The following is a 16,120-nucleotide window of genomic DNA, read 5'->3' as shown; positions in this document are numbered from 1 at the left end:
GCTTCGTCGCGGTCCTCATCGCGCTGGTCTCCAACGGCCTGACCGACGCGCTGATCGTGCTGGCCATCATCCTGGTCGTGCAGCAACTGGAGGGCCGCCAGGAGACGAGGGAGGACCATGCCGATCGACAGCCCGGTGCCGCGACGGCGCCCGAGCCCGCGCCTGCCCGCCCTCGCCGTCATCGCGGCCGCACTCCTGACCGCCTGCTCGGCCGGGTCGGACGCTTCCGGCGGTGCTCGGGGCGACGGTGCCGCGGCGGCCGTCACCCGGGCAGGGCTCAGCCGGAGCCTGCCCGACGACCCCGCCCGTATGGTGCTGCCGACAACCGGCGCGGAAACCCGCTGGACGCAGGGGCTGGACGTCTTCGTCTGGCAGGTCGCGCGAGCCACGGCCACCACCTGCGCGAACGAGCGGGGCGCGGTGCTTCCCGAGGCGGCGCCGCCCGCCTTCATCCGCTTCTCCGAACTCCCCGATCTCGACTTCATCGCCCTGCACGGCACCAGCGCCAGCGCGCCGGTACCCGCCCCGGCGACAAGCCCCACGGCCACCCGGCCCGCCGGTCCCGCCGTGCAACGCCGCTGCGCGGCCGAGGGCGAGGCCGCGGCCGACGCGCTCCGCGACCTCTACGGCCCGCTCCAGCAGAAGTGGTTCGGCGAACTGGTCTCCCTGCGCCGGGACCCCGAGACGGTCCGGGCCCTGCGCGCCCTGCCCGACTGCCTCGCCCAGCGCGGCATCGAGGTCCCCGACGAGAACGGCTTCTTCGCCCTCGCCGACACCCGCATGCAGACCACCGACCCCGCCGACCTGCCCCGCGAGCAACGTGCCCTCGGACAGGCGTACGCAGGGTGCATGCGCCCGGTCGAGGCGATCCGCGAACCAGCCCGCAAACACCTCCTGAACCGCTTCCGCACCACACACGCCGAGGAACTCGACACCCTCCGCCGCACACTGCTCCCAGCACTACGCAAGGCAGCGGCCGACCACGACGTGAGCCTGGTGTTCCCGGCGCCCTGACAATCCCGTCGGCGCGGTGAGGCGCGGGCCCACGCAGCGGCCCCGGCGATCACCGGCCGTATTTCGCGCGCCCTGCGCAGAGCCTGCCCCTTACGATCACTCGATCGAGTGCCGAGGGGGCGGGAATGTTTGAGGACATCGCGGACGGGGCCGCGGCAGCGACGCGGCTCGCGGAAGGCGCGCCGCTTCACGGCACGCTCGATGTCACCGACCCCGGTGACTGGCTCGCGCTGGACGCGGCAGTGCGCGAGATGTCCTGGTACCGCGAGCGGTTCCTGCCGGAGTGGGAGCACTCCGCCCCGTTGCCCGCCGACCTGACACGGCTCGGCGAGTCCCGGCTCGCACTCGCCCTCTGCCACCGCGACGGGCGAATCCGTCAGGAAGCGGTGCGTCAGTCGGTCCGACACCCCGGTCTGCTGCCGTTGGTCGTGATCCGCTGCACCGACTGGGTCGGCCCGGTGCGCGAACACGCCCGGCAACTGCTGCGCGAGGCCCTCACCGTGGACTCCGCCCTCGGCCTTGCGCCGCTCGTCCTCCGCGTCGGCCGCCGCGACAGAGGTGCCTTCGGCGTCGAAGCACTCGGGCAGATCCTGCGCCAGGCACCTCGCGACCGGCTCGCCGTACTCCTCACGGCCCCCGACCGCGTCGTCCGACGGTTCGCGTACCGGCTGGCCGTCGAGGGCCGACTACTGCGTCCCGCCGAGCTGGCCCGCGCGGCCGCACATGACCAGGACACCGTGGTGCAGGACCTGTGTGCGACGGCCGCGCTCGCGGCTCTGCGGGACGAGGATGACTACGACGGTGTGCTGCCTCCCCTGCTGTCCGCGAACAACCCGCGCACCCGTTCGGCCGGCGTCACGGCGCTGAGACGGGCGGGGCGGCCGCGGAAAGCGGTGCCGTTCCTCGGCGACCGTTCCGGACTCGTACGTGCCTGCGCCCGGTATGTCGTACGGCAGCAGGGTGGTGATCCGGCGGCCTGGTACCGGGAGCGGTGCGCGGCACCGGACGATCTCGGGTTGCCGCCCGGCGCGGTCATCGGGCTGGCCGAGTGCGGGAACCGCTCGGACGCCGAGCTGCTGCGGCCGCTGCTCCTGCACCCGGCGGCCGGGGTGCGGGCGCGAGCGGTGGCGGGACTGCGGGCGTTGGACTGCGCGGACGTGAAGCTGTTGTGGCCGCTGCTCGACGACCCTTCCGCCGGTGTCGTCCGCGAGACCGCCACCGCCCTGCTGCCCTCGGCCGAGGATCTGCCCGCCGACCTGCTCCTGGAGCGCACCCGCTCCGGGCGGCCGCGGCACGTCCGCGTCGGCGCGTTCCGGCTGCTGGACACCCGCGGTGGCACCGTGGCGCTGCGGGCGGCGGTCGGGCTGGTCGAGGACCCGGATGTGAAGCTGCGTACGCGCGCCGCGCAATCGGTGCGGCGCTGGCACCCGTCGCCGGACGAACCGCGCGGCGACGCGGAGCTGAGGGAACTGCTCGACCGGAGTCGGCATCTCTTCGGCGAGGACGTACTGCGCCGGCTCAAGTGGGAGGCCGGGATCGGCAGCTGAGACCCCGTCCCGGCTCAGCCGTCTGTCGGTACGCGCCGTGGGCGGGCCCCGGGTCAGTAGTCGAGGTCCAGATAGTCGATGTCGTTGATCTCCACCTCCGACAGGCCCATGGCGCGGACGCCGCCGTCCTGGAAGTAGACCTCCTTGAACCCCTCGGCGATGATGCCGCGCAGCTGCTGGTCGCCGGCTCCGGCCTCCCGGGCGTCGAAGAGGCGCTGGGCGTAGGCCGGGGGGAGGTGGACGGTGAGGCGGCGGAAGCGGCCGTCGTCGGTGGAGCCCACGGGCGCGGTGTAGCCGAAGCGGGCCCGGGTCTCGATGGTGATGCCGCCGGTGGTGGCGGCCTCACGTTGGCGGCGTTTGCGCACGCGGGGCTGCCAGCGCTGCCGTACCAGGCTGTCGATCTTCGCGGCGACGTCGGCGCGGGCGTGCTTGCGGGCGCCCCGGCGGTAGCGGTTGACGGAGTCGGCGGTGACGCCGATCTCCTGCGCGACCGCTCTCGCGCTGCCGAGCTGACGGATGAGGTAGCCGATCTGGCCCTTGAGTGTCTTGGGCGGCTCGCGGGTGAACGCCTCGCGGTCGGCGCGTTCGATGGCGTCGTCGATCTCTCCGGCCATGGTGCTACTCGCCTTCGTCCAGGACGGCGTCGCCGCCCTTGATGTGGCGGGCCGGGTTGAGGCCCTGTTCCATCAGGTCGACCGCCCAGGCCATGGGCTGGACGCCTTCCAGTTTCGCCAGGCCCGGGGTGGGGCCGAGGCGGAATCCGCCGAACTGCGGCTTGCCGGACGCCTCGTAGGGCAGGAAGGCGAGGGGGCTGTCGCCGGGGCTGGGGTAGACGACGCAGTCGGAGAGCACCGCCAGTGGGTAAAGGCCGGTCATCCGCACCATGTTGGCGAGTTTGCGGTGCATGTTGACGCGGGCCTTGCTGATCACGGCGGCCCTGATGTCGGGGCGCCAGGTCGGCCGTTCCAGGGCCGGCCACCGCTCCCCCGCCTTGTAGTGGCGTCCTTGGGGGCGTTCGCGGAGCTTGCCGACCCCGCCCTTGATGGTGGCTTTGATCGCGGACAGGACGGCGGCGAGGGCCGGGTCGGCCTGCTGGTGGCCGTCCATGGCGGCAAGGAACTCGGCGTCCGTGAGGTCCTTGGTGACGCCGAGGTCGGCGAGCGTCGCGACGTAGGCGTTCTTCAGCCGGTCGTGCCAGGGGTCGAGGTAGGCGCCCTTCTCGCGGCGCAGGTAGGCCTCGATCGGGGTGACGTGGTGGCCGAGTTCCTGGGCGTAGGCGACGGTGTGGGTCTGGTACCAGGCGGGTCCCGTTGGCCGGGAGCCGTCCGGTGTGAACGGCGACGGCAGGCGGGGGTCCAGGTCGATGCGGGACAGGTCGACGAGCCAGCTGCCGGGGATCTTCGGGTTGAAGGTGGGGGTGTGGAAGTGGTCGGGGGCGGACAGGCCGACGGTCAGGCGGGCCGCGGCGGCGAGGAAGGCGGTGTTGAGGTCGAGGCCGACCGCGTACGGCAGCGTGCACTCCTCGGCGGTGAGCAGGTCGACGTCGCGGACCCACTGGTAGGCCTCCTCGTTCAGGAAGCCGCCCTTCCAGCCGGAGTTGACGACGACGGGGTGCTCCTGGGTGGCCTCCGGCGGGGCGGGGTCCATCGGCTCCGTACCGAGGCTGCCGGGGTGGTGGCCGGACATCCAGGTTCCGGTCGCCTCGTCCTGCACGGCGCGGGTGGGCGGGCGCAGCGCCGTCATCAGCTCCAGCCCCGACACGGCCGTCGATCCGCGCGGGGTGATGACCCGGGCCGCGTACACACCGAGGACGCGGGCGATGTCGGGCGGCTCCATGTCCGTCACGCCGGGCCAGGCGCGTTCGTCGAGGGCGTCCCAGGACAGGATCGCCAGCTGTACGCACTGCCGTTCGCGGCCCTGCACCTTGCGGTAGATCCGCGCCCAGGGGCCGAAGCCACGCTGGGTCAGCTGCCACTTCGCCTTCGCGACCTGCTTGACGACCGGATGGTCTGCGGGCAGGCGCAGGGAGCGGCGCTGCTCGTGTCCCTCCAGGCGTTCCGGCAGGCCGAGCCTCACCGCGGCCGCCGCGGTGAGCACGACCAGCGGATCGGAGTCCTTCCCGTAGCGGTGCAGTTTGCCCGCGCCCAGACCGGATTCGCGCAGCGTCCACTCCACCAGTTCGGGGACCGTGCGGGCCGGGCAGTCGAGGACGATGCCGTCGATGCCGTAGGCGCGGCCGTCGCCGTCCAGGACGGCGAGCGGGCCGTGCGGGAAGTGAGGATCGGCGAGCCCGACGGCCTGCTTCACGGCCGGTCGGGTGACACCGCGCTCCGGCGTCGCAGCCTCGGTCCTGTTCTCGGGCGTGGCCGGCCCGAAAACGGCGTCCTGAGCCTCTGGCCGCTGCGCGGACGCCGAAAGCGCCGCTTCCGGCAACCTCGAAGCCTGCCGCGCGCCGGTGGCCTCGGGGGCGGGGTAGCGGTGAGCGAGCCCTTCCAGAAGTCGGCGGTACGCCTCCAGCCGCTCCGCCTTGGGCTCGGCGCGCCCCGCCTCCCAGGCGGCGATGCTCGGCACCCGTACGCCCAGCGCCTGGGCGACGGCGGCCTGGGTGAGGCCGGCCGCCTCGCGCAGCCGTACGCGCTCGGTCGGAGCGGGCAGCACCGTGCCGTCGTCGACGGCGGCCAGCAGTGAGTCGATCGCGCTGAACAACTGTGGCGGCTGATCCGTCAGCCGCGGATCCTGCTGGCCGTTCACCGCACCCCCTGGCGGATCTCTTCGAGCCGCGTCATCAGCCTCTGATAGCGCTGCGAGGCGGCCTGGGAGGAGTTCAGCCCCTGATACCCGGCGATCTGACGCCAGTCCATGCCGCAGCGCCGAGCCTCGATGACGACCTGCGTCTCCAGGCGGTCCAACTCCTCGCGCAGCGCCTCGAACAGGCCCAGCGCGGCACCCACGTCGTCCGGCACCACACCCGACGGGCCGTCGTGACCGCTCGCTCCGCCGACGGCGGCGGCGGCCAGCAGCCTCCCCACCAGCGACGCGTCCTGCTCCACCCGGGACGCGACCGTACTCTCATCACCGCCGGCTGCCAGCAGAGACAGCCGCTCACGGGCCTGCTGCCGGGAATCTCGTGCCATACCGGCACCCTACTCCAGCCGGGCAACGAAACAACGAACCGTTGTCCCGTTGTCGCGCGCGAACACCCGAGGTCACACGTCCCCGTCGCCGATCCCCGATCCCGCCATGTCAGTGGCTGGTGACAGGATCGAAGGATGCTGATCAAGGGATACGGGGCCGGCCCGTTGGTGCCGGGCGAGTCACTGCTGAACCACCCGGGCTTCTGGTCGAACCACCTGCTGGTGATGTGCAGCGACGGGACGTGCACCGAGCGACCCGTTCCGGAGTGGTTCGGTGAGGACGGCGCCGATGTCGACGCCGTGTCCGAGGACCTCTTCGATCCCGGACACTGGCCCGTGTTCCGAGTGCCGGCGCGGACAGGCCCCGGCGTGGTGGTGATCTACCGCAACCTGGAAGGCGACTACGGCACCGACTACCTCCTGACCCGTCCGGGCAGGAGCCACGTCGAACAGATCGCCGGCTGGGACGGCGACTTCTCCGGCACCGGGCTGACCTGGCAGGAGTTGATCCGCATCGCCGACGACCCGTCCCCGGCGGCCGAGGGCGCCCAGGACACAGCCGCCCGGCTCCTGTTGCTCCTGCCTCTCCTCACCGACCCGGACATCCCGGAAGCGGCGTCGGCAAGGCTCATCTCCGACCTCACCGAAGTCGGCGCGCCACCGGACACCGCCTCCACCGCGGCGGAGCACCTGCTGACCCACCTCGCGAGGAGATCCCGCCACGACCCCGCATGGGCATCGCCTCTCAGCGGCGGAGGACGAGAAGCGGCCCGTACCACCCGTGAGACCCCGGTTCCGGGCTCAGCTCAGGCGGCGTCGGCCCGTCAGTAGCCCGGGTACCACCCCAGGAAGGCACCGACGGCCACGGTGATGACACCGGCTTCGACGCAGAGGCCGAACAGCAGGGCGGCCACGGCCAGGGCCGCGTCCCCGATCGTGCTGGACCGCTTCTCGTAAACGACCACGACATGCGGTTTGTTCGGGTTGTAGGCGACCTGGACCGTCGGGGCGCCGCTCCTGGTGTAGACGCTGCGGTGCTCGCCGTGCAGGTCCGTGTACACGTAGGTCCCGAAACTGCCGCCCAGGACACGCGCGTTGCCCAGTCTCGCGGCCTCGACCGTGATGCCGTGTCTGGGCAGGTACCACTGGCGGTACACCGATTCGGCCCCCATGGCGCCGAAGGCGATACCGCCGGCCCCGAGAATGGGGCCGACCAGCGGGATGCAGAGCGCGAGTGTCCACTCCCCGTGGATTCCGACGGCGAGCCCCGCGGCGAAGTGCACCAGGAAGACGACGAACGCCCAGATCTTCCACCTGCCCTTTCGTCGCTCCGCATCGGATTCCTTCACGGCACGGACGGTGACCAGGTCCGAACCGTCGACCGTATCGGCCTCGTCGGTGGGCGCGGGAAGGGCCGCGTTGACGGCGTCGGCGAACAGCGCCACGGCGGCCTCGCTGACGTCGTCGACACGGTGCACGGCGGGCACCGCCCCGGCCGGGGCCGTCAACTCGACGGCGACGGCGCGTCCTTCCGTTCGAACGCGCCTGATCGCCCGCAGCGGAATCCGCAGCTCCTCGGCCGTCCGGCGCAGGACCAGCGCATCGTCGTCGAGCTGGAGCACCGTGCCGCCGGAACCGCGTAGGACCGGTATGGGAGATGTGATCGACATGCGCATGATCGTATGGGCTGGATGAGGGCGACCGGGAGGGTCCGCCCTGGGTGAGGTCAAGGTTGCCGAACGCCGCGTTCGATACGGCTCGGGCCCCACGCCCGTCCGGCCTACCCGGGGAAGGGTCCGGCGGGGCCGCCATGGCGTGGCCTGCTTGACCGGCCACGCGGCCGCCTGCAAAGTCGGGGTGCGGCGCCGTGACGGCGCCGTATCCCTCTGCCGGCGCGTCCCTGGTCCATGGGCGACGGACGGCCCTGACGCCCGGGAGCGACTGGTCCGATGGTCCTCGACCTGGTGGTGATCGGCACCGCCATCACCCTGGGGCCCTTGCACAACAGCGTCTTCATCCTGCTGCTCTCCTCGCGGCGCGGCATCCGGCAGGGCCTGGCGTTCCTGCTGTCGTGGCTGGCCAACCTGGTCGCCGTCATCGCCGTCGTCGTACTGCTGACGGGTGGCCAGCCCCCGGCCCGGCACACCACCCCCTCGACCGCCGCGGTCGCCGCGAAGCTCGCCATCGGTCTCGCGCTGGTGCTGTACGGCGCGTACCGGCACCGCAGGCCGCCCCGCCCGCACGGCCCGCCGCGCTGGGCCGCCCGGATCGACAACGCCTCTCCGGTCACGGCGGCCGGTCTCGCCTGGCTGACGCAGCCCTGGGGGCTGGTCGCCGCCGGCGCCGCGACCGCCATCGACGCGAACCTCTCCACCGCCATCGACTGGGTCGCGCTGACCGGCTACTGCCTGCTCGCCACCCTCAGCCTGATCGTCATGGAGATGTACGCCGTCTGGGCACCCGAGGCCGCGAACGCCCGCCTCAACGCCCTGCGGAACTGGCTGGCACGGCACCAGGAGCAGCTGATCGTCACGCTCGCCCTCCTCGCCGGCGTGTGGCTGACGGCCGCGAGCATCTACGAGCTGGTCACCTGACGCGTCCGGCCCTCGGCACCGGCCGGCCCGACCGGCACCCGGGGTCCGGCCGCACTACTGTGACGCGGCTCCGCCCCCCGCCCCCTGAGCCCGAAAGGATGAATGTCCCGGTGGGGCGGCGTGTCGCCGGTTCCGGATTCTGCACGCTTCGACTCGGATCGCCGAGTTCGGAACGCCGAGTGAGGAGCATAGGTGGCGGATGCGGGACGGCGTCAGGAGACGCCTCTCTTACGTGATCGGGCGCGGTACCTCTTCGACAGGACCCTGGCCCGCAGCACCGGAGCACTGCTCGGCTGGCTCGCCCTGGGCTGCCTGACCCTCGTGGTTCCGGTCAGCGCGCTCATGGTGTGGACGGACCCGCAGGCGCCGCACTCCGTGACGGGGCGCCTGACCGCCGTATGGCGCACCAGTGCCGAGACCATGCGGCTGAGCGGAGTGACGGGCGCTCCCCTGCGGATGCTGCTGGCCGCGGTTCTCGGTCTCATCGCCCTGTTGTGCGTGTCGACGGTCGTGGGGGTCATCACCACGGGGCTGGGCGACCGGCTGGCGGAGCTGCGGCGGGGCCGCTCGACCGTGCTGGAATCCGGTCACACCGTCGTGCTCGGCTGGTCCGAGCAGGCCTTCACCGTGGTGGCCGAGCTGTTCGCGGCCCACTCCGGGCGGGGCCGACATGTGGTCACCGTGCTCGCGGACCGGGATTCGGCCGACATGCACACCGAGCTCACCGCCGCGCTCGGCATCACGGACGCCTCGCGGCTGGTGTGCCGTACCGGTGACCCGACCGACCCCGAGGCGCTCGCGCTGGTGACTCCGGGCGCGGCACGGTCGGTACTGATCCTTCCCTGTGACAGCGCCGACGCCGACGCGCGGGTCATCCGCACCCTGCTGGCGTTGCGCGCCCTGCTCCGTCCCCCGTCGTCCGGACCGCGCCTGGTGGCGACGGTGCGCGACGGCCACCACCTGCGGGCCGCGCGGCTCGCGGCCGGGCCTCGGAGCACGGTGCTGGAGGCGGACCGGACCACGGCACGGCTGATCGTGCAGTCGGCCCGTCAGCCGGGCCTGCCGGCCGCCCTGCGCGACCTCCTCGACTTCTCCGGAGCGGAGTTCCACACCCTCGACGTCTCCGGCGCGGCCGACCGGCCGTACGAGGAGCTGGCGCTGTCCTTCGAGGACGCGTGCGTGGTCGGGATCGTACGGGCCGACGGCACACCCCACCTCACGCCGCCGCCGGACACCGTGCTCCGTCCCGGGGACCGGCTGGTGACGGTCGCCCACGACGACCACCCGGCCACCGTCGCCGACTGCCGCGGCCACATCGACGCGCGGGCCCTGGCACCCGCCGGAGAGCGGGCCGACGGCCCGGCACGCACCCTGATGCTGGGCTGGAACCGCCGGGCGCCGTTCGTCGTGGACATCCTGCGCCGGACCTCCCGGCCGGGTTCGGTCCTCGATGTCGTCACCGATCCGGACACCGACCCGCGCGCCGCGGCCGCGCACCTGTCGCGCTCCGACGGCGTCGGCCGCCTCCGCGTCAGCCACCGCACCGGCGACCCCACCCGCTTCGCCACCCTCCGCGCCCTGGACCCCTCCCGCTACGACAGCGTCATCGTCCTGCGGGACGAGGACCCGCCCGACCCCGGACGGCCCGACGACCGGACCCTGCTGACCCTGCTGATGCTCAGGGCCTACGAGGAGGAGACAGGTCACCCCCTGCATGTGGTGGCCGAGCTGCACGACCACGGGAGCCGGCTGCTGGCCCCGCTCGGCGCCACGTCGGACGTCGTCCTGCGCGGGGAACTGACCGCGCTGCTCATGACCCAGATCTCCCACAACCCCGCTCTCGGCTCCGTGTTCGAGGAGATCTTCACCGCGCGCGGCGGGGCGCTGGCCCTGCACCCCGCGGGCGACTACGTCCACCCCGGTCGCGAAGCGTCCTTCGCCACGGTCACCGCGGCGGCACTCGCCCGCGGCGAGGCCGCGATCGGCTACCGCATCCACGACGCCGGCGCCAATACCTCGCCGCAGGGGGTCCACCTCTGCCCCGGACAGTCCGAACGGCGGGTGTGGGCAACCCAGGACGAGGTCCTCGTACTGACTCCGGGACGCACGACCATCACCCCCGACGACACCGAACCACTCCCCCTCCCCCTCGCCCGGCACCCCCACCAGGACGGCGACCCCGCGGCGGAGGTGCCGCACGCGTGACCGGCCGCGCGCCCGGTCGCGGGAGGTCAGGTGCAGGGATTGCAGACGAGGTAGCCGTCGACGCGGCCGACCCAGTCCGAGGCGGGGTCCGGGGGAAGCGCGTGGCCGAGATTGTCGGCACGGACCTCGCTGATCCACTGGTCGTGCTGGTACTCGTGGTTGACGAGTACCAGCAGCAGATGACGGGCGACGATGTCCAACTGGGCGGGCGCGCCGACCCTGCCGGCGGCGATGTCACCGATACGGGCGTGGACACGTTCGGCGACGGTGTCACGGAACGCGGTGAGCCGTTCGACGGTGGGCAGCGCACCACGGAACTTCTCCGGGTTGGCGGAGTCCATGATCGCGTCCAGTTCCGGGTCGGGGCTGGGCTCGGCCGCGGTGAGGTTGCGGATCATGAAGTGGGCGACGTGGGCCTGGTGACCCAAGTGCCAGCCGATGGCACTGGAGTTCTCGTGCGGGCGCCAGGTCACCTCGTCCGGCGCGAGGTCCTTCCACAACTCGTCGGTGTAGGCGCGCGCCCGGTCGTACTCACGCAGCAGTGCGTCGATGTCGTCCATGACCCCATCCTGTCTCCAGGCAGCCCCGGAATGACGGACCTCGGCCGCCTCCTCCACCAGCGGCCGGCCACACCTCCTGGACACCGGCCGCGATCTGGCGCGGTGCGGGTTGATCGGCAAGCTCGACAAGTCCCATGCAGCCTCCAAGGCGGAACTGGGCATCGACTGACGCGCCTCGTCACCGTACGAAGCCGCTGGCACGAAAGCGCCGACGGATGACGCCGACCACCGCGCTTCGGGGGACGCCCGCTGGTCGCGCCTATACGAGCAGTCGGTCCACCATCGCCTCGATCAGGCGGTTCGGGTCGTGGGGTGTCAGGAGCGTCGGGACGGTCAGGTCGTCGATCATCAGGCCGAGCATGGCGACGTAGAGCAGTACGACCCCCTCCTGGCCGCCGGGCAGTCCGGCATCGAGGTGGTAGGCGATGTTGCCTTCCAGTTGGAGTTCGAAGAACCGTGTCAGCTCCGCGTTCAGCTCCGGGCGCCGCGTCGCCTCCAGCCGCATCTCCAGCAGCGCCAGGTGGCTGCCGCGCTCGCGCCGGGTGCGCTCCAGCAGTTGCCGCAGCAGTGTGACGGTGACGTCCCGGGGCGTGCCGGCCTGCATCGCCTCCTCCAGTTCCGCCGGATCCGGTGTCAGCCGTTCGAGGATGCGCTGCATGACCTGGGCCAGCATCTCGCCGCGGTTGGCGAAGTAGTTGGTGGCGGTGCCGACGGGGACGGCGGCCTCCTTGTCCACGGCCCGCAGCGTGAGGCCGCGGGACCCTTCACGGGCGAGCACCTCGATGGCCGCGTCGAGCAGCGCGGTACGGCGGGCGGGGTTCTGACGCACGCGGTCTCCTTGTCTGATCCGGACGGGTTCAGGAAACCCGTTGACGCCACTGCAAGTGCAGTACTACGTTCTAACCACTGCAGTCAGAGTACATCTCTGCGGCAGAGCAGGCGAGAACCGACCCCTCCCAACAGGAGCCTTATGCGATCCCCCTTCACGCGGAGCACCCCGTACCACGCCCCTCGCGGCGGCGACCCCCGTCCGCTCAGGCCCCGTCAGCTCCCGCGTCCCCGGCCGCTCCCGAAGCCCGGCCCCCGCCGCTGAGGCGCCGCGGCTGCACCGCCCTTCACATCCCGTCCCGAAGCTAAGGACTCACCAGATGCGAAAGCTCGTCTACTACGTCGCCGCCACCCTCGACGGCTACATCGCCGGCCCCAACGGCGAGTACGACTTCCTTCTCTTCGAGGGCGAGGGACGCGACGCGATCCTCGCGGAGTACCCGGAGACGATGCCCACCCCGGCCCGCGTGGCCTTCGGCCTCACCGACACCCCGAACCGGCACTTCGACACGGTCATCATGGGCCTCGGCACCTACGAACCCGCCCTGCAGGCGGGCCTGACCAGCCCGTACGCCCATCTGGAGCAGTACGTCGTCTCCACCACCCTGCAGACCACGGACCCGGACATCAACGTCGTGCGGGAAGACCCGGCCGAGACCGTCCGCAAGCTCAAGTCGCAGTCCGGCAAGGACATCTGGCTGGCCGGCGGCGGCAAACTGGCCTCCGCCCTCCTTCCGGAGATCGACCAACTCGTCATCAAGCGCAATCCGTTCGTCATCGGCTCCGGCGTCCCGCTCTTCCAGGGCCCGTTCAACCTGACGACGTTCCTGCCCGTCTCGACCCGCGGCTTCGACTCCGGCCTGCGGATCGAGACATACGCCCGGTGACGGACCCCGCGCGCCGGTGCCGACGGCGACCGCCCCGGGCGACCGGAGGCACTCGCCGCAGACACACCGCAACCGGCCGCGAGGCGCGACGGGCGGGTGCACGATCCTGCACCCGCCCGTGCAGCCAGTCCCCCTGCCCGCCGCCCCCGCAGCGCCGACAAGCTGGTCCGCATGCGGAAACCGGAGACCACCCACACACGTACCCGCCGGATGCCGGACGCCAAGTCCGACGACGGGGTCCGAGCGTGACCGCGTCCGTGAACACCACGACCGCCCCCGTCGAAAGGACACCGCGGTGATCCTCGTCACCGGAGCCACCGGCGACGTCGGCAGTGAAGTCGTGCGCGCACTGGTCGACGCCGGCGAGCCCGTCCGCGCGCTGGTCCGCGAACCCGCTGACCTGCCGGTGGAACAGGCCGTCGGCGACCTCGACCGGCCGGACTCGCTCGCCGACGCCCTGCGCGGCGTACGCGGCGTGTTCCTGCTGCCCGGCTACCGCGACATGACCGGGCTGGCCGCCCGGTTCACGAGCGCGGGCGTGGAACACGTGGTCCTGCTCTCCAGCCAGGCCGCCGTGGCCACGGACACCGACAACGCGATCTCGGAGTTCATGGTCCGCTCGGAGGACGCCCTCCGTGAGTCCGGGCTGGGCTGGACGTTCCTGCGGCCGGCCGCCTTCATGTCGAACGCCCTGCGCTGGCTGCCCCAACTGCGGACCGGCGACACCGTGACCGACGCCTTCGGCGACCTGCCGATCGCCACCGTCGACCCGGCCGACATCGCGGCCGTGGCGGCCACGGCGCTGCTGGAGCCGGGGCACGACAAGCGCGCCTACTCGCTCAGCGGACCCCGGGCCCTGCTGCCCGCAGAGCGCGTGCGCATCCTGGGCCGGGCACTCGGCCGCGACCTCCGGTTCCGGCCCGAGTCGGACGACGACGCCCGCGCGCGGATGAACGCCGCCATGCCGGGCGAATACGTCAGAGCGTTCTTCAGCTTCTACCGCGACCGCACCATCGACGAGACCACCGTCCACCCCACCGTGGAACAACTCACCGGCCGCGCTCCCCGCACCTTCGAACAGTGGGCCGGCACGCACGCTTCCCGGTTCACGGCGTAGAGCCGCTGCGGCACCCCGGGCCCGGTCATCGACGCGCACCGCGTCCGACTGCCGCTTTTAATGGCTTTCGTGGGTATTCGAGAGCTCTTGCCAAGCCTTACGGACCGGTCGGCGGACGGCGCCGACGGCGAGGGCTCCGGCCGCGTCGTACGGGTGGTGCGGCGGCTGCCCTTCACCCTCGGGCTGCTCGTGGCCATGCTCGTGGTGGCTCTGGCCACGCAGGCCCTGTGGCGGCCGGTGGAGGACCGGTCCTGGTATCCCCAGATCGCCTACGGGCTGCCGTCGTTCGAGGCGAACCGCTGGTGGACGCTGTTCAGCGGGTTCGTGTTCGGGGCCCGGCCGAGCGCCGGCCTGGTCATCGTGGCCGCCGTGATCTTCCTGGTGGGGTTCGCGGAGTGGCGGCTCGGCACCCGGTGGGCGGCGGCCGCGACGCTCGCCGGCCAGGTCGTCGCGGTGCTCGCCAGCTCCGGGCTGCTGTGGCTGGGCCGCGGCGTCGACTGGTCGTGGGCGGAGAAGGTCTCCCGGGACCTGGACGTGGGGCCCTCGGCCGGTGCGCTGGCCGCGGCGGTCCTGGCCACCGCGACCCTGCCCTCCCCCTGGCGGCTGCGGGTGCGGCTGGCCCTGTCGGGCTATGTGCTGGTGGTCTTCCTCTTCGTGGGCGGGATCGCCGACCTGGAGCACCTGGTCGGCGTCGCGCTGGGCCTGCCCGCCGCCCGGTGGCTGCCGGTACCGGGCCGGTCCCCGGCCTCGGGCCGGCTGAGCCGCCGCGAGTGGCGCCTGCTCGCCGCCTCGGGCATCGTGCTCCTCCTCGCCATCACCGTCACTGTATGGCTGATCCCCGCCCAGGGACCCATGGGTTCCACGTACGGGCTGGGCGGCTCCGCGCTCCACGCGGCCGTCCACGCGGTGGTCGCCGCCGTACTTGTCGACGGGCTGCGCAAGGGCCGGCGCGCGGCCTGGTGGGCCAGTACCGTGCTGGCCGCGCTGTCGGTGCTGCTGGGGGCGCTGGTGGCGGTGGCGTACGCGTGGGCGGACGAGGCCGACCGGCGCGACGTGCTCGACGACCTGCCGGTGCTGGTGCCGGTGGGCGTCGTCTGGGCCGCCGAGCTCGTCGTACTCCTGGCCGGCCGGTCCGCGTTCCGCGTCCCGACCTCGCTGCTGAGCGGGTTGCGCCGCTCGCGCGAGGCAACCGGGCGGGAGGAGCGCGAGCGGGCCATGGACGTGCTCGTCCGGTACGGGGGCACCAACCTGTCCTGGATGACCACCTGGCCCGAGAACTCGTACTTCTTCGCCCCCTCCGGCCAGGCCTACGTCGCCTACCGCAAGCACGCGGGCGTCTGCATCGCCCTCAGTGACCCGGCCGGGGCGCCGCAGGACCGGCGGGCGGCCGTGCGGGACTTCGTCGACTTCTGCGAGCACCACGGCACCGTGCCCTGCCTGTTCTCCACGACCCGCCCGGTCGCCGAGGCAGCCGAGGCGCTGGGCTGGCACAGCGTCCAGGTGGCGGAGGACACCGTGGTGCCCCTGCCGGGACTGGAACTCACCGGCAAGCGGTGGCAGAAGGTCCGCAGCGCCCTGAACCGCGGCAGGAAGCTGGACGTCGGATTCGAACTGGTCCGCCTGGCGGACCAGCCGCGCGAGGTCGTCGGCCAGGTGCGGGCCATCTCCGAGGAGTGGGTGGGTGACAAGGGGCTGCCGGAGATGGGATTCACGCTGGGCGGCGTCGACGAGGCACTCGATCCCCATGTACGTGTCGGGCTGGCGACGGAGGGCTCGACGGTGCTGGGGGTGACCTCGTGGATCCCCGTGTACGCCGGCGACGGCCGGGTCCGCGGGTGGACGCTCGACGTCATGCGCAGGCGGGCGGACGGGCCCTTCCCGCCCGTGGTCGAGTTCATGATCGCCTCGGCGTTCCTGGCCTTCCAGGAGGAGGGCGCGGAGTTCGTGTCCCTGTCCGGGGCACCGCTCGCCCACAGCGACAGCGCCTGGTCGGAGTCGGCCACGCCCTTCGACCGGCTCCTGGACCAGCTCGGCGTCTTCATGGAGCCGTACTACGGGTTCCGGTCCCTGCACGCCTTCAAGCAGAAGTTCAACCCGCGCTACGAGCCGCTGTACCTGCTGTACCGCGACGAGGTGGACCTGCCGCGCATCGGTGTCGCCCTCACCCGCGCCTACATGCCCGAGGCCAGGACCCTCGAGCTGCTCCAGGCCCTGCGCAAGCCCGAGTGAGCGCT

Annotated in this window: 14 protein-coding genes; 8 read left to right on the top strand and 6 right to left on the bottom strand. The window is 72.4% G+C overall.

From position 1 onward, the window contains the following. Window positions 1-117 precede the first annotated feature (117 nt). Window positions 118-1,014, top strand: a complete 897-nt coding sequence (locus ABT296_RS33400; RefSeq protein WP_351932992.1) for a hypothetical protein — start codon at window positions 118-120, stop codon at window positions 1,012-1,014. 125 nt (window positions 1,015-1,139) lie between these two features. Beyond that, entirely contained in the window at window positions 1,140-2,561 is a 1,422-nt protein-coding gene (locus ABT296_RS33395) for a hypothetical protein (protein WP_351932991.1), read from the top strand. 53 nt (window positions 2,562-2,614) lie between these two features. On the opposite strand, the gene tpg is transcribed toward ABT296_RS33395, so the two are convergent. From tpg to ABT296_RS33380, 3 genes are read right to left on the bottom strand one after another with little or no spacing between them, the layout of a single operon-like run. Beyond that, window positions 2,615-3,175 (bottom strand): telomere-protecting terminal protein Tpg, encoded by a 561-nt coding sequence (gene tpg, locus ABT296_RS33390; protein ID WP_351932989.1) that lies wholly within the window; start codon window positions 3,173-3,175, stop codon window positions 2,615-2,617. A 4-nt stretch (window positions 3,176-3,179) separates the two neighbouring features. Then, window positions 3,180-5,312, bottom strand: a complete 2,133-nt coding sequence (gene tap / locus ABT296_RS33385) for a telomere-associated protein Tap (protein ID WP_351932987.1) — start codon at window positions 5,310-5,312, stop codon at window positions 3,180-3,182. Continuing rightward, window positions 5,309-5,695 (bottom strand): hypothetical protein, encoded by a 387-nt coding sequence (locus ABT296_RS33380; RefSeq protein WP_351932985.1) that lies wholly within the window; start codon window positions 5,693-5,695, stop codon window positions 5,309-5,311. Before ABT296_RS33380 ends, tap begins: the two co-directional genes overlap by 4 nt. Before the next feature lie 135 nt (window positions 5,696-5,830). Between ABT296_RS33380 and ABT296_RS33375 the strand changes: the two genes are divergently transcribed. Further along, entirely contained in the window at window positions 5,831-6,526 is a 696-nt protein-coding gene (locus tag ABT296_RS33375) for a hypothetical protein (protein ID WP_351932983.1), read from the top strand. On the opposite strand, the gene ABT296_RS33370 is transcribed toward ABT296_RS33375, so the two are convergent. Beyond that, entirely contained in the window at window positions 6,520-7,365 is an 846-nt protein-coding gene (locus tag ABT296_RS33370; protein WP_351932981.1) for a hypothetical protein, read from the bottom strand. The genes ABT296_RS33375 and ABT296_RS33370 overlap by 7 nt on opposite strands. Window positions 7,366-7,644: 279 nt before the next feature. Between ABT296_RS33370 and ABT296_RS33365 the strand changes: the two genes are divergently transcribed. Beyond that, window positions 7,645-8,289, top strand: a complete 645-nt coding sequence (locus ABT296_RS33365) for a GAP family protein (protein ID WP_351932980.1) — start codon at window positions 7,645-7,647, stop codon at window positions 8,287-8,289. A gap of 192 nt (window positions 8,290-8,481) precedes the next feature. Continuing rightward, window positions 8,482-10,494 carry a CASTOR/POLLUX-related putative ion channel gene (locus ABT296_RS33360; protein WP_351932978.1) on the top strand — a complete coding sequence of 671 codons (2,013 nt, stop codon included), beginning with the start codon at window positions 8,482-8,484 and terminating at the stop codon, window positions 10,492-10,494. Between the two features lie 26 nt (window positions 10,495-10,520). Here the strand turns inward: ABT296_RS33360 and ABT296_RS33355 are convergent, their stop codons facing one another. After that, on the bottom strand, window positions 10,521-11,054 hold the full coding sequence (locus tag ABT296_RS33355; RefSeq protein WP_351932976.1) for a DinB family protein: 534 nt from the start codon (window positions 11,052-11,054) through the stop codon (window positions 10,521-10,523). Window positions 11,055-11,313: 259 nt separating this feature from the next. Next, the gene (locus tag ABT296_RS33350) at window positions 11,314-11,883 is read right to left on the bottom strand and encodes a TetR/AcrR family transcriptional regulator (protein ID WP_351932974.1); all 570 of its coding nucleotides are present in this window, start codon (window positions 11,881-11,883) and stop codon (window positions 11,314-11,316) included. A 319-nt stretch (window positions 11,884-12,202) separates the two neighbouring features. Here ABT296_RS33350 and ABT296_RS33345 point away from each other — a divergent pair, with 319 nt between their 5' ends. From ABT296_RS33345 to ABT296_RS33335, 3 genes are all read left to right on the top strand, one after another. Beyond that, entirely contained in the window at window positions 12,203-12,769 is a 567-nt protein-coding gene (locus tag ABT296_RS33345; RefSeq protein WP_351932972.1) for a dihydrofolate reductase family protein, read from the top strand. A gap of 295 nt (window positions 12,770-13,064) precedes the next feature. After that, complete coding sequence (locus tag ABT296_RS33340; RefSeq protein ID WP_351932970.1) at window positions 13,065-13,886, top strand: NAD(P)H-binding protein; 822 nt, start codon at window positions 13,065-13,067, stop codon at window positions 13,884-13,886. 87 nt (window positions 13,887-13,973) lie between these two features. Beyond that, window positions 13,974-16,115 (top strand): bifunctional lysylphosphatidylglycerol flippase/synthetase MprF, encoded by a 2,142-nt coding sequence (locus ABT296_RS33335; RefSeq protein ID WP_351932969.1) that lies wholly within the window; start codon window positions 13,974-13,976, stop codon window positions 16,113-16,115. Window positions 16,116-16,120 lie beyond the last annotated feature (5 nt).

The sequence above is a fragment of the Streptomyces sp. NPDC000983 genome (genome assembly GCF_040299205.1).
GTDB lineage: Bacteria > Actinomycetota > Actinomycetes > Streptomycetales > Streptomycetaceae > Streptomyces.
Note: the sequence above shows the minus strand (reverse complement) of the source record. Positions and strands in the feature narration are given on the sequence as shown.